We start from the raw sequence: 13,551 nt of genomic DNA, 5'->3' as shown, positions 1-13,551 counted from the left end.
TGGCCGGGCTCAACCCTGAACGGAATCGTGGTCATTTATGGAACAGTCGAAGTTGCGCAAAGTCGGTCTGGGAATCGCGTTGACGCTGGTGGCCGGGTTGGTGTTCTACACGGTGCAGGCGCCGGCCGAGGCACCGCAATACCTGACCGCCACGGTCGAACGCGCTGACATTGAAAACGCAGTGCTGGCCACCGGTTTGCTGGAGGGCATCAAGCAGGTGGACGTCGGTGCCCAGGTTTCGGGGCAGTTGAAGTCGCTGAAGGTCAAGGTCGGCGACAAGGTCAAGAAGGGCCAGTGGCTGGCGGAGATCGATCCGTTGGTGCTGCAGAACACCCTGCGTCAGGCACAGGTCGATGAGGAGAATCTGCAAGCCCAGCGCCGGGCGACTCAGGCTCAGTTGCGCCAGACCAAGGCGATCTACGAGCGTTATCAGAACCTGCAGGAGGACGCCTCGATCTCGCGGCAGGATTTCGAAACCGCGCAATCGAACTACGAAGTGCAGCAAGCCAACCTGTTGTCGCTGGACGCGCAGATCAAGAGCGCGCATATCCAGATCGATACGGCCAAGGTCAATCTGGCCTACACACGGATCGTCGCGCCCATCGACGGCGACGTGGTGGGCATCGTGACCCAGGAAGGCCAGACCGTGATCGCCAACCAGCTGGCACCGATCCTGCTCAAACTGGCGGACCTGGACACCATGACCGTCAAGGCTCAGGTGTCGGAGGCCGACGTCATTCACATCGCGCCGGGGCAGGAGGTGTATTTCACCATTCTCGGCGAGGACAAGCGTTATTACGGCAAGCTGCGCGGTACTGAGCCTGCGCCGCAGAACTTCCTCGAAACCCCGCCCGCCGGCACGCCGAAGCAGAACACGGCGGTGTTCTACAACGCGCTGTTCGAGGTGCCCAACCCCGATCACCGTTTGCGCATTTCCATGACGGCTCAGGTGCGGGTGGTGCTCGACACCGCCAAATCGGTGCTGACGATTCCGGTGGCCGCGCTGGGCCCGCGCAACAACGACGGCAGTTTCCCGGTGCGGGTGCTGGACGCCAAGGGCCAGGCGCAGTCGCGCAATGTGCAGACCGGGATCAACAACAACGTCAAGGTGCAGGTCAACGAAGGCCTGGCCGAAGGCGACCGGGTGGTGATCGGTGATCCGGTGACGAAAGTGGCAGGGGCATGAGCATGAGCGAACCTCTGCTGCAACTGACCGGCATCAGCCGCAGCTTCACGGCGGGCGACCGTGAATTTCTGGCGCTGAAGAACATCAACCTGACGATCAATGCCGGGGAAATGGTGGCGATCATCGGCGCCTCGGGGTCCGGCAAGTCGACCCTGATGAACATCCTCGGCTGCCTCGATTACACCACCGCCGGTAGCTACAGGATCAACGGTCGGGAAACCCTTGATCTGGACAATCAGGCGCTGGCGGAACTGCGTCGTGACTATTTCGGCTTTATCTTTCAGCGCTACCACTTGCTGCCGCACTTGAGTGCGATGCACAACGTCGAGATGCCGGCGATCTACGCTGGCACGCCGGAGCCACAACGGCATGCTCGAGCCCGTGAATTGTTGGCGCGCCTTGGGCTGGAAGGGCACCTGACCCATCGCCCGAGCCAACTCTCGGGCGGTCAGCAGCAGCGGGTGAGTATCGCCCGCGCGCTGATGAACGGCGGCGAAGTGATCCTCGCGGACGAGCCCACCGGCGCTCTCGATACCACCAGCGGCAAGGAGGTGATGCGCATTTTGCTGGAACTGCACGCGGCCGGGCACACGGTGATTCTGGTGACCCACGACCCCAAGGTCGCGGCCAACGCCGAGCGCATCATCGAAGTCAGCGACGGCGAAATCCTCAGCGACCGTCGCAACGAGCGCGACACCACGGCACTGACCAATGAGGACGCGGTGCCCAAATCCACGGCAGCGCGGCGTCTGGTGGCCAGCCTCGGGTTGTTCAAGGAAGCGTTCAACATGGCCTGGGTCGCGCTGATCTCGCATCGCATGCGCACACTGCTGACCATGCTCGGGATCGTCATCGGCATCACCTCGGTGGTGTCGATCTCGGCCATCGGCGAGGGGGCCAAGCGCTATGTGCTCAAGGACATTCAGGCCATCGGCAGCAACACCATCGATATCTATTCCGGTACCAGTTTCGGCGACAGCCGTTCGGCGGCCATCGAAACCCTGGTTCCGGCGGATGTGGCGGCGCTCAATCAGTTGTACTACGTCGACAGCGCCACGCCGGTGGTCGGGCGCAATCTGTTGCTACGCTACCGCAACATTGACCTCGATGCCCAGGTCAACGGCGTCAGCGATCTGTACTTTCAGGTGCGCGGAATCAAGATGGAGTCGGGCATCCCGTTCAGCGAAAACGATGCCCGACGCCAGGCGCAGGTGGTGGTGATCGATCACAACACCCGCCAACGGTTATTCGGCGAGGGAGTCGATCCGCTGGGGCAGGTGATCCTTATCGGCAACCTGCCGTGCACCGTGATCGGTGTGGCGGCGGAAAAGAAGAACATCTTCTCGGCGAGCAAGTCTTTGAATGTCTGGGTGCCTTATGAAACCGCAGCCGGGCGGTTATTGGGCCAGCGTTACCTGGACAGCATCAGTGTGCGGATCAAGGACGGCCAACCGAGCAAGGTTGTCGAAGACAACGTCAATAAGCTGATGCTGCAGCGCCACGGCACCAAGGATTTCTTCACCAACAACCTCGACAGCGTGATGCAGACGGTGCAGAAAACCAGCCGCTCACTGGCCTTGTTGCTGTCGCTGATTGCGGTGATTTCGCTGGTGGTCGGCGGCATAGGGGTGATGAACATCATGCTGGTATCAGTCACCGAACGTACCCGCGAGATCGGTATTCGCATGGCGGTGGGGGCGCGGCAGTCGGATATTCGTCAGCAGTTTCTGGTTGAGGCGGTGATGGTCTGTCTGCTGGGCGGGGCGATTGGAATTTCGTTGAGTTACGCCATCGGCCATTTGTTTTCGCTGTTCATCAAGGAATGGGAGATGGTGTTCTCGCTGGGCTCGGTGCTGACAGCGGTGTTCTGCTCGACGCTGATCGGCATCGTGTTCGGCTTCGTGCCGGCGCGCAATGCTTCGCGGCTCGACCCGATCGAGGCATTGGCGCGGGACTGAAAGGCAGGCATGAAAAAGCCGCCGTCCCTGACAGGGCGGCGGTTCTTTTACAGGCGTGCGAACAATCAGGCCGCGTTAGACGGGTCGCAGGCGGCCGGGCAGTCTTCAGGTGAATACATCCAGCGCATCAGCGAATGTCGACCGCTGATCCCCAGTTTGATGGCGGCACGCTTGAGGTAGCTCTCGACGGTGTTGACCTTCAGTTGCAGCTGCTCGGCCAGTTCCGGCGCGGTGCGGCCGGCAAGCAGGCCGACGCACACTTCCATCTCACGGTTCGACAGGCTCAGGCCCAGTTGCTGCACGCGCTCGCAAAAACGCAATCGCAGGGTTTCCAGGCCTTGAAGCGAGGCTTCGGTCGCTGCGGCTTGCGCCTCGGGATCCGCATTCGCCGGTTGCAGCGCGTGGATGTGCTTTTCCACCATTGGCAGCAATACCGGGGAGATGTCCTGTAACAGGCTGCGCTCCCGGGCGGAAAACCGCTTCGACGGGCCGCAGCGATACACGGAGATCACATAGCGGTAACCGTCCTTGCGCCGGGTCAGGTGCAACTGCGACGCATCGGTGACCGTGGAGGGTTCGGGGGCGGGCACGTCGCTGTTACCGGGATCGGTGCTCAGTTCGGAATACACCGTCTCGGCCGTCAGCGTCGCCTCTTTGGGGCATTCAGGCTCGCTGCGCGGTTGAGCACGCCCGACCGGCTCCACGCGCATCTGCCGGATATGTGTGGCGTCCACGGCCAGTTGGGTGAGGATCAGGTCATGCAGCATCCGTGGGAAATGCCGACTGCCGGTGCTGGCGATGACCTTGCCGATGTGAGGGAACAGATGTGAGTTCATGTGTTTCATCCATGAGTAGCAATGGGGGAATTGCGCTTTCCCGACTCTCCAGCGGATGTCCTTGGCCGGCGACCACAAATCGGGAAATTTGGATCCTATCCTAGTACAACGTTTGAGCGACCGTTTAATGAAGGGGTTATTAGCTCATAACGAACATTGAGTGCAGCAACCGCATCGCCTTCCACTCGTCGCATGTATCGAACGACGCAGAACCGAACCGGCTCTACCCGATGTCATCTTCGCGAGGCATTCGATATGTTCGATCAACGCAAAAAAGACTCCCTGTCGGCCTGGCGCAATCTGGCAACACAGTCTCGGGAGCAGCTCGACCCTCAGGATCAATACGATGAGTTGCTCAAGGGAGCCGACGAGATGCTGGAGCAGGGACTTATCAACGCTTCCGAGTGGCGACAGTTGGTGCGCGATGCAGGCCACATCTTTATCCGTCATGAAGACTTGTCTGCGCCACCGCTTGAAGGGTAGCAGGCACTCCGGACATTCAGCGGCAATGCGCGTCCACCAGTTCGATCCAGTGCCTGACGGGCGTGCGGCCGGCGCCATCGAGGTGTGCCTGACAGCCGATGTTGGCGGTGGCGATGATCTCGGGATGACCACTCTCCAGCGCAGCGAGTTTGTTGTCGCGCAGTGATCTGGCCAGCGCCGGTTGGGTGATCGAGTAAGTACCTGCCGAGCCGCAGCACAGATGAGCGTCGGGGACGGCAGTCAGGTCGAAGCCCAGTCGGACCAGTACCGACTCCACCACACCGCCAAGTTTCTGCGCGTGCTGCAAGGTGCAGGGGCAATGGAAAGCCACACGTTGATTGGCGTGGATGCCGAAGGATTCGAGCGGCTCTTCACGCAGCACCTCAACCAGATCTTTTGCCAGCGCGCTGACGGCTTTGGCCTTTTCGGCATAAGTTGGATCGGCGCGAAGCAAATGCCCGTAATCCTTGATGAACGCACCGCAACCGCTGGCGGTCTGCACGATCGCCTCGGCACCCCGTTCGATGGCCGGCCACCACGCATCGATATTGTGACGGGCGCGGTCAAGGCCGGTGGCCTGGGCGTCGAGGTGATAATCCACCGCGCCGCAACAACCAGCCTCGCGGGCCGGGATCACGCTGATGCCCAGACGATCCAGCACCCGTGCCGCTGCTGCATTGGTATTGGGTGACAAACCCGGCTGTACGCAACCCTCCAACATCAGCACTTGCCTTGCATGGCGGATGTCGGGACGTGATGCAGGCATCACCGCGTTGCGTGGCAGTTTGTCTTGCAGGGCATCGGGCAGTAGCGCCCGGAACATCTGCCCGCCATTGACCAACCCTTTGAACAACCGCGGATTGGGCACGACGCTTCGAAGCCCTTCGCGCAACAGGCGTTGCCCGAGCGGCCGCGGGACGGCTGCGTTGACCACTGCTCGGCCAATGTCGAGCAGGTTGTGATAGTCCACGCCGGAAGGGCAGGTGGTTTCACAGTTACGGCATGACAGGCAGCGATCCAGGTGTTGCTGGGTTTTCGCCGTAACTTCGTTGCCTTCGAGTACTTGCTTGATCAAATAGATGCGTCCGCGCGGGCCGTCCAGTTCATCGCCGAGCAATTGATAAGTCGGGCAGGTCGCGTTGCAGAATCCGCAATGAACGCAGGTGCGCAGAATGCTTTCGGCCTCTTCGGCGCGGGGCAGTTGTCGGGCTTGCGGGCTGAGGGTGGTCTGCATGGCTCAAAGCTCCGCGTACTGACGCCCGGGATTGAAAATGCCCCGGGGGTCGAGTTGTCGTTTGAGTTGGCGGTGATAGTGCAGCAGGGCGGGCGCCAGAGGATGGAACGGCTCATCGATCAGGCCGTGGCTGTAGCAGGTCGCATGGCCGCCGACGTCACCGACGACTTTGCGAATGGTCGCCGCTTCGGCTGTCGATTTGAGCCAGCGTTGCGCGCCGCCCCAGTCGAGCCACTGCTCGCCGGGCAGGTTCAGCGGCGGCGTGTTGAGCGGCACGGACAGGCGCCAGAGCGGTTGGTCTTCATCGAAGAAGCCCAGGCGTTGCTCGTTGAGGTCGGCCCAGAACGAACTGTCGATCAACTCGCCGCCAAGGCGATCATGGGCGGCCGCCACTGAACCTTCGCCACCCTCCAGACGCAAGTGCAATTGCCGGCCATCGTGACAGGCGGCGCTGATCGGCAACGGCTGCTGGCCCCATTCGGCCAGGCGCAGCAGGGCTTGTTCGCCGGTCATTTCCAGACTGAGGCTCAGGCACGCACGCGGTTTGGGCAGCACCTTGAGCGAGACTTCGGTGATCACCCCCAGCGAGCCGTAACTGCCGCTCATCAGGCGCGACAGGTCGTAGCCGGCGACGTTTTTCATGACTTCGCCGCCGAAGCGCAAATGCTTGCCATGTCCCGTGATGATCCGCGTGCCCAACACGAAATCGCGCACCGATCCCGACCAGGGCCGACGCGGCCCGGACAGGCCCGTGGCGATCATGCCGCCGACTGTTGCGTCGTCGGCGAAGGCGGGTGGTTCACAAGCCAGCATCTGTTGCGAAGCGTCCAGCACGGCCAGCAGTTCCACTAGTGGAGTGCCGCAGCGTGCGGTGATTACCAGTTCGGTCGGGTCGTAGCTGACGATGCCGCGATGGGCGCGGGTGTCGAGAATCTCGCCACCGACGATGCGTCCGAGAAACGCCTTGCTGTTGGCCCCCTGAATGCGCAGCGGCGTGGCGCTTTCCAGTGCCCGGTTGACCTGTTCGAGCAACGAGGCGCTGTCATCGAAATCCTTGGTATCACCCATCAGAACCGCTCCAGCTCGGGGAAGGGCAATTGCCCGTGGTGTACGTGCAGGGCGCCGAATTCGGCGCAGCGATGCAGGGTCGGAATGTTTTTGCCGGGATTGAGCAGACCGCCGGGGTCGAAGGCTGCCTTTACGGCGTGGAACAGGGTCAGCTCGTCACGATTGAACTGCGCGCACATCTGGTTGATTTTTTCCCGGCCCACGCCGTGTTCGCCGGTAATGCTGCCGCCGACCTTCACGCACAGTTCGAGGATCTTGCCGCCCAGCACCTCGGCACGTTCCAGTTCGCCGGGCTGATTGGCATCGAACAGAATCAGTGGATGCATGTTGCCGTCGCCAGCGTGGAATACATTGGCGACCCGCAAGCCATATTCGGCTGAAAGCTGCGCAATCGCGTGCAGTACGCCGGGCAATTCGCGGCGCGGGATGGTGCCGTCCATGCAGTAATAGTCCGGAGATAACCGTCCTACGGCGGGGAAGGCATTCTTGCGTCCGGCCCAGAATCGCACGCGCTCGGCCTCATCCCGGGCCTGGCGCAGCTCGGTGGCACCGGCGTGGTCGAGCACCTGTCGGACCCGCGCGCAATCATCGTGGACATCGGCTTCAACGCCATCGAGTTCGCAGAGCAGAATCGCCTCGGCGTCTACCGGATAACCGGCATGGATGAAATCTTCGGCGGCGCGGATCGCCAGGTTGTCCATCATCTCCAGGCCACCGGGAATAATGCCGGCCGCGATGATGTCGGCCACTGCACGACCAGCCTTTTCCACGGAGTCGAACGCCGCCAGCAGCACTTTGGCAGTCTGGGGTTTGGGCAAGAGTTTGACCGTGACTTCGGTGATGACGCCGAGCAGGCCTTCGGAACCGGTGAACAGTGCTAACAGATCGAAACCGGGGGAATCCAGTGCGTTCGAGCCTAGCGTCAGATGTTCGCCATCGACGGTAAGAATTTCGACCTTGAGTAGATTGTGCACGGTCAGACCGTACTTGAGGCAATGCACCCCGCCGGCGTTTTCCGCCACGTTGCCGCCGATGGAGCAGGCGATTTGCGAGGAAGGATCAGGCGCGTAATACAGCCCGAACGGCGCAGCGGCCTGGGAAATCGCCAGGTTGCGCACCCCGGGTTGAACCCGCGCGGTGCGGGCTTCAGGGTCGATGTGCAGGATGTTGTTGAAGCGCGCCATTACCAGCAACACGCCTTTCTCCAGTGGCAGGGCTCCGCCGGACAAACCGGTCCCGGCGCCTCTGGCCACCACCGGAACCCGCCGCTCATGGCAGATCCGCAACACGCCCTGAACTTCATCGATGTGCCGTGGCAGTACCACCAGCAACGGCGTGGTGCGATAGGCGGAGAGGCCATCGCACTCATACGGCTTGAGTTCCTCAAGCTGATGCAGGACTTCAAGATCCGGCCACTGGCGCTGCAGGGCTTGCAACAACGCGGCTTTGTCGACGTCGGGCAAAACGCCGTCGACCTGTTCGTCGTAGAGAATGTTCATGATCGGTGGACGACCCTCCGTTGTCGTTATTCGAGGTCGGTGCCGTTTTCTATCATTGGGCCGCTGACCCCGAGAAGTAAAGCGTAGCGGCCGTTGGTCCGTTGTCCCGCGTGCTCCTGTAATATGCGGCGTTTCACTCCGACGAGATGAAAATCGAGGCAAGGATCAGAAACTGCGGCAGCAATGTCGCGCCTTGATCGGGCGTTGTCGGTGACATCCTTGACGCTCTACGCGGCGCTCGGCTCCCGCGCCAAGGGCGTGTTGACCCGGCCTGCGCTGTCCCGCTGGGTCAGTCGCATAAGTAAAAGATGTCCGATTGAAATCAGTTATCCATTTCAAGGAAGTATTGCGTGGCACTCAGGGTTTTAGTGGTCGGCGGTTATGGAAATTTCGGCAGCATTGTCAGTCGGCATCTGATTGAGATGCCGGACATCGAGCTGGTGATCTCCGGCCGCGACCCGCAGAAATTGGTGCGCAAAGTCGACGAGCTGAAAGCCCGGTCGGGCGTTGTCTGCCAGAGTTGGTGCGGCAACGCGATGGGGGACGGGTTTGAAGCGGCTCTGAAATCGATGGGCATTCAACTGGTCATCCACACCGGCGGCCCGTTTCAAGGGCAACCCTATGCGGTCGCCGAGCGTTGCATCGACGCGGGTGTGCATTATTGCGACTTGTCCGACTGCAGAACCTTCGTCAACGGCATCGAAGCCCTCGATGCCCGCGCGAAACAGGCCGGCGTGGCGATTCTCAGCGGTTGCAGTTCGGTGCCGACACTTTCATCGGCCCTTATCGATGAACAGCGGCATCGCTTCTCCCGCATCGATTCGATCGAACATGGTATTTCCTCGTCGGCGAAAATGCCGGGCCTGTCGACGATTGAAGGTGTTCTGGCCTACGCCGGCAAGCCGATCAGGCAACTCAGGAATGGCCAGGTTCATGAGGTGGCAGGCTGGCTGGATCTGACGTTGCGCAGGATGCCTCAGTTGGGCGTTCGGGTGCTGGCGAACGTCGATGTTCCGGACATGGATATCTTCGCCAAACGCTACGGCGCACGAACCTTGAGTTTCAAGGCCGGCGCGGGCCTCAAGCTGGGTGGTGTGGCCAACGGTCTGTTCGCCCTGGCCCGCAGGTTTGGTGCGTTTCGTGATCATGTTCCCTGGGCGGCGCGGCTTCATCGCTGGGGTACCTGGTTCGAGCGATTCGGTGATGGCAAAAGCGCGATGTATATCGACGTGACAGGACTCGGTATCGACGGAAAACCGCTGGCCATGACGGTGCAGCTCACCGCCCGAAATGACAAGGGACCGGAGATCCCGAGCTGCGCAGCCGTTGCCCTGGCCGCGAAAATCGCCCGGGGATATCGGCCCGAGGCTGGCGCACGTCCCTGCGTGGGCGAGATCACTGTCGCTGAATACATGGCGGCCATCAACGATCCGCAGAATCTGAGCCTGTCGATGCATTTCTCTGACGGTCAGAACTGACCGTGCTCTATCTGTGCCTCAAATACATTCACATTATCGCCGCGGTTTTTCTGTTCGGATTCGGCATGGGCTCCTACCTCTACCTGATCGCCGCGAGCCGTACAGCCAACCCTCTGGTGATCGCTCACGTGGCGAGAATGGTCGTACGGTTCGACGCCTGGATCACCACGCCGGCGGGCTTTATCCAGATCGCGACGGGTTACGGGTTGACCAGGCTTGCCGGACTGCCCCTGACCACGGAATGGGTGCTGACCTCCTTGATCATTTTCCTGTGTGTCGGCTCGCTCTGGTTGCCGGTACTGGTGCTTCAAAAGCGTTTGCACGTGATGGCTTCGAGCGCGGTCGAGACCGGGGCAGGGCTCCCTGATGAGTACAGCTGCGTGTACCGAAAATGGTTCTGGATGGGGATTGCCGGATTTCTGGGGATGTTCGTGATCGTGCTGCTGATGGTGACGAAGATGACGCCGGGGCAGTGGGCCAACCTGTTGGTGTAGCGAACGCAACGCCCGATAAATCCGCACCGGGCGTCGCGTCGTATCAGGCGAAGCTCAATCCAGATCGCTTGCTTGATGTCGCTCAGGAACCTGGCTCGCTTCATCGCCCCACGTCCGGTTGACGCGCTGGCCACGAACCACCGCAGGCCGTTCGGCAATCTCTTGCGCCCAGCGCTGCACGTGGGTGTATTCGTGAGCGGAAAGGAACTCGGCGGCGGAGTAGACGTTGTTGCGCACCAATTGCCCGTACCAAGGCCAGACCGCGATGTCGGCGATGGTGTAGTCGTTGCCGGCGAGGTAGGGGCTTTCACTCAGGCGGCGATCAAGCACATCCAGCTGGCGCTTGGTTTCCATGGTGAACCGGTTGATCGGGTATTCGAGCTTTTCCGGCGCATAGGCATAGAAATGCCCGAAGCCACCGCCCAGGTAGGGTGCCGAGCCCATCTGCCAGAACAGCCAGTTCAGGGTTTCGGTGCGTCCCGCCAGGTCGGTGGGCAGAAAGGCGCCGAATTTTTCCGCCAGATAGAGCAGGATCGAGCCGGATTCGAAGACGCGAATGGTCGGTTCTACACTGCGATCCAGCAGCGCCGGAATTTTCGAATTGGGGTTGATCTCGACAAAGCCGCTGGAGAACTGGTCGCCCTCGTTGATGCGGATCAGCCAGGCGTCGTACTCGGCGTCGGTGCGTCCGAGCGCCAGCAACTCCTCAAGCAGGATGGTCACTTTCACGCCGTTGGGCGTGGCCAGCGAATACAGTTGCAACGGATGCTTGCCGACCGGCAGCGTCTTGTCGTGCGTTGGCCCGGCAGTCGGGCGATTGATGCTGGCGAACTGGCCGCCGGACGGAGCGATGTGTTTCCAGACCTTGGGTGGTGCGTAGGGCGCCTTGCTCATGAAACGGACCTCATCGGTTGCATGCCGGAATGGAGTGAGCCGGACGGTGAGCGTGCCGGGCTCTTGTCGAACAGGACACCACAGAAGGGCGTTTGAATGCCACTGGTTGTTCGCTGAAATGGTTTGACTAAAGACATGCCGGGCAGCTGCCGGGTGACCGCTTCTTCTATATAGAAGAATGTTGTTTGTCGGTAACAGAGCTATGGCGCGAATCTGTGCGCAATTGCGCCGGACTCACGCCGAGGCGCTGTTTGAAGGCTGTGGTCATATGCGCCTGCGAGTTGAAACCGCAGGCGAGCGCGATCTGCGAAAGACTGTCCGTTGTATCGCGCATTGACGCTCGGGCTTTGGCCAGTCGTCTGTCGATCAGGTAACTGTGGGGGCTTTTGCCGGTTGCCTGCTTGAAGGCACGCATGAAGTAACCCTCGGACAACTCCAGCAATTGCGCCATCGCCGGGACGGCGAGCGGGCTGCCGAGACCGGCGTCGATGAATTCATCCAGCAGGCGCATGCGGCTGCTGGTGATCGAGCCTGGAGGCGACACCGCTTCATGACCTTCGACCCGTCCCGCCAGACCGAGCGCCCAGCGTTCCCAGTCATCATCCAGAGAGGCTTGCAGCAGCGCACTGCGCATTCGCGACGCGAGGTGAATGGCCTGCGGGTCGATGCGATTGTTGAACGCCCGGTCACCCGCCAGTGCTTTGCCGTCGGTGCGTATCACTCGCAGGTACTCGCCGCCCATGGGCGACTCGGACAGCACGTCACATCCAGCCGGAACAAACGCCAGGCCATTGGGCATCGCATCGAAGGGGCGTATCCGGTCAGTACCAATCGCGTGCACGCCGTGCTGGCTGTCGAAGGCAAAGCCGATCGCTGACTGGGTCGCCACGTACCGCGCCGAGTAGGCTGCGCCCGGCAGCAGTTCGATCGCCCACGGACCGGCCTCGATACGACGTATCGGTTCAGCGACGGTTATGGGGTGGCGCCGGTTTCGATGGTTCATGAGCACCATAGTAGAGAAGAGGTCGGATAAAAGTCAGGTCAGTTTTTTGAAAGCCGATGTGGTGCGTCCGTGCCTAGACTGGGCCAAAGTTCAGGGAGCCACCTAAATGCACACACTCACTCGCGACGACATCGAAAACGCTGCCCGCCAGGTTTACCAGGTGATGCCGCCTACCGCCCAATACCGTTGGCCGTTGCTGGCCGAGCGGTTGGGCTGCACCGTTTGGGTCAAGCATGAAAATCACACGCCGACCGGTGCCTTCAAGGTGCGAGGTGGTATTACCTTTATGCACTGGTTGCGGTGTGAACATCCGACAGTCAAAGGCATCGTCTCCGCGACGCGTGGAAATCACGGTCAGAGTCTGGCGCTGGCAGCGGGGGCCGTGGGCCTGAAAGCGCTGATTGTGGTGCCGCAGGGCAATTCGCTGGAAAAGAACAACGCCATGCGTGGCTTTGGTGGTGAAGTGGTCGAATACGGGCGCGATTTTGACGAGGCCCGTGAAGAGGCGGCGCGCCTGGCGCAGGAGCATGACCTTTTTCTGGTGCCGCCGTTTCACGTTGAACTGCTCAAGGGCGTGGCGACCTATGCGCTGGAGCTGTTCGGTGCGGCGCCGGATCTGGATACGGTGTACGTGCCCATCGGTTGCGGATCGGGGATCTGTGGTGTCATTGCTGCTCGCGACGCACTAGGACTGAACACTGAAGTGGTGGGGGTGGTGTCGACGGAGGCCGCGGCTGCCAAGCTGTCGTTCGAAGCGAATGTGATCTGCGAAACGGCGTCGGCGAATACCTTTGCCGATGGCCTGGCTGTGCGCAAGCCGATTGCGCAGGCGTTCGACGTCTATAAGGAAGGGGCGGCGAGGATCGTCTCGGTCAGCGAAGGCGAGATTGCCGAAGCCATGCGTGTGTATTACACCGATACCCATAACCTAGCAGAGGGTGCAGGCGCCTCAGCGTTGGCTGCGTTGATGCAGGAGCGTGGGAGGATGGAGGGGAAGAAGGTCGGGGTGATTCTGTCCGGGGGGAATATTGATCGGTCGGTGTATGCGAAGGTGATTGGTTGATTTCTGGCGGGCTCGGCATTCAGTGACAGCTATACATTCGCCTCTATATAGAAACGGCCTTTTTCCCTCTCTTGATAGAAAACGCAAATTAAGGGTTGACGGGAGATTCTGAGTCTCTATAATTCGCCCCACTTCCGGCGCAGTCGAAACGGAAAACTCCTTGAGATTCAATGAGTTAAGTAGGTTTCGAAAGCGGGTCGCTTCAGTTCATCGAAGTCTGGAAGGAGTTGGAAATGTCGACTTGTTCGGCGCTTTCAACGGTTCGATCTTCTCGGTCGAAAGCGGAGAAAAAGAGGTGTTGACAGCAGCGTGTAACGCTGTAGAATTCGCCTCCCGCTAACGAGAGATCGGAAGC

The 13,551-nt window shown here is 60.8% G+C and carries 12 protein-coding genes; 6 read left to right on the top strand and 6 right to left on the bottom strand.

The window, feature by feature from the left end:
• The first annotated feature begins 37 nt into the window (after positions 1-37).
• Together macA and CAF74_RS27085 are read left to right on the top strand one after the other, a co-directional pair.
• A complete protein-coding gene (gene macA, locus CAF74_RS27090) occupies positions 38-1,186 on the top strand; it encodes a macrolide transporter subunit MacA (protein WP_085748379.1) in 1,149 nt (382 codons plus the stop codon).
• Positions 1,187-1,188: 2 nt separating this feature from the next.
• Complete coding sequence (locus CAF74_RS27085) at positions 1,189-3,144, top strand: MacB family efflux pump subunit (RefSeq protein WP_085748378.1); 1,956 nt, start codon at positions 1,189-1,191, stop codon at positions 3,142-3,144.
• A 65-nt stretch (positions 3,145-3,209) separates the two neighbouring features.
• Here the strand turns inward: CAF74_RS27085 and CAF74_RS27080 are convergent, their stop codons facing one another.
• On the bottom strand, positions 3,210-3,980 hold the full coding sequence (locus tag CAF74_RS27080; protein WP_085748377.1) for a helix-turn-helix transcriptional regulator: 771 nt from the start codon (positions 3,978-3,980) through the stop codon (positions 3,210-3,212).
• Positions 3,981-4,235: 255 nt separating this feature from the next.
• Between CAF74_RS27080 and CAF74_RS27075 the strand changes: the two genes are divergently transcribed.
• Positions 4,236-4,463 carry a hypothetical protein gene (locus CAF74_RS27075; RefSeq protein WP_085748376.1) on the top strand — a complete coding sequence of 76 codons (228 nt, stop codon included), beginning with the start codon at positions 4,236-4,238 and terminating at the stop codon, positions 4,461-4,463.
• Positions 4,464-4,479: 16 nt separating this feature from the next.
• On the opposite strand, the gene glcF is transcribed toward CAF74_RS27075, so the two are convergent.
• Genes glcF through glcD form a run of 3 tightly spaced genes read right to left on the bottom strand, consistent with a single transcriptional unit; the run spans position 4,480 to position 8,264 of the window.
• The gene (glcF, locus tag CAF74_RS27070) at positions 4,480-5,697 is read right to left on the bottom strand and encodes a glycolate oxidase subunit GlcF (protein WP_085748375.1); all 1,218 of its coding nucleotides are present in this window, start codon (positions 5,695-5,697) and stop codon (positions 4,480-4,482) included.
• Positions 5,698-5,700: 3 nt separating this feature from the next.
• Entirely contained in the window at positions 5,701-6,765 is a 1,065-nt protein-coding gene (glcE, locus tag CAF74_RS27065; RefSeq protein WP_085748374.1) for a glycolate oxidase subunit GlcE, read from the bottom strand.
• Positions 6,765-8,264 (bottom strand): glycolate oxidase subunit GlcD, encoded by a 1,500-nt coding sequence (gene glcD / locus CAF74_RS27060; RefSeq protein ID WP_085748373.1) that lies wholly within the window; start codon positions 8,262-8,264, stop codon positions 6,765-6,767. Before glcD ends, glcE begins: the two co-directional genes overlap by 1 nt.
• A 350-nt stretch (positions 8,265-8,614) precedes the next feature.
• On the opposite strand from glcD, the gene CAF74_RS27050 reads away from it, so the two are divergent.
• Together CAF74_RS27050 and CAF74_RS27045 are read left to right on the top strand one after the other, a co-directional pair.
• Entirely contained in the window at positions 8,615-9,742 is a 1,128-nt protein-coding gene (locus CAF74_RS27050; RefSeq protein WP_085748371.1) for a saccharopine dehydrogenase family protein, read from the top strand.
• Positions 9,743-9,744: 2 nt separating this feature from the next.
• Entirely contained in the window at positions 9,745-10,236 is a 492-nt protein-coding gene (locus CAF74_RS27045; protein ID WP_085748370.1) for a DUF2269 domain-containing protein, read from the top strand.
• Positions 10,237-10,290: 54 nt separating this feature from the next.
• Here CAF74_RS27045 and yghU read toward each other — a convergent pair whose 3' ends face one another.
• A complete protein-coding gene (gene yghU / locus CAF74_RS27040) occupies positions 10,291-11,130 on the bottom strand; it encodes a glutathione-dependent disulfide-bond oxidoreductase (protein WP_085748369.1) in 840 nt (279 codons plus the stop codon).
• A gap of 166 nt (positions 11,131-11,296) precedes the next feature.
• Complete coding sequence (locus CAF74_RS27035; RefSeq protein WP_085748368.1) at positions 11,297-12,142, bottom strand: AraC family transcriptional regulator; 846 nt, start codon at positions 12,140-12,142, stop codon at positions 11,297-11,299.
• A gap of 97 nt (positions 12,143-12,239) precedes the next feature.
• Here CAF74_RS27035 and CAF74_RS27030 point away from each other — a divergent pair, with 97 nt between their 5' ends.
• Positions 12,240-13,196 (top strand): threonine dehydratase, encoded by a 957-nt coding sequence (locus tag CAF74_RS27030; protein ID WP_085748367.1) that lies wholly within the window; start codon positions 12,240-12,242, stop codon positions 13,194-13,196.
• Positions 13,197-13,551 lie beyond the last annotated feature (355 nt).

The sequence above is a fragment of the Pseudomonas sp. R45(2017) genome (assembly GCF_002112305.1).
Classification (GTDB): Bacteria; Pseudomonadota; Gammaproteobacteria; order Pseudomonadales; family Pseudomonadaceae; genus Aquipseudomonas; species Aquipseudomonas paraglycinae.
The sequence above is the reverse complement of the archived record's forward strand: the minus strand, read 5'-3'. Positions and strand labels throughout refer to the sequence as shown.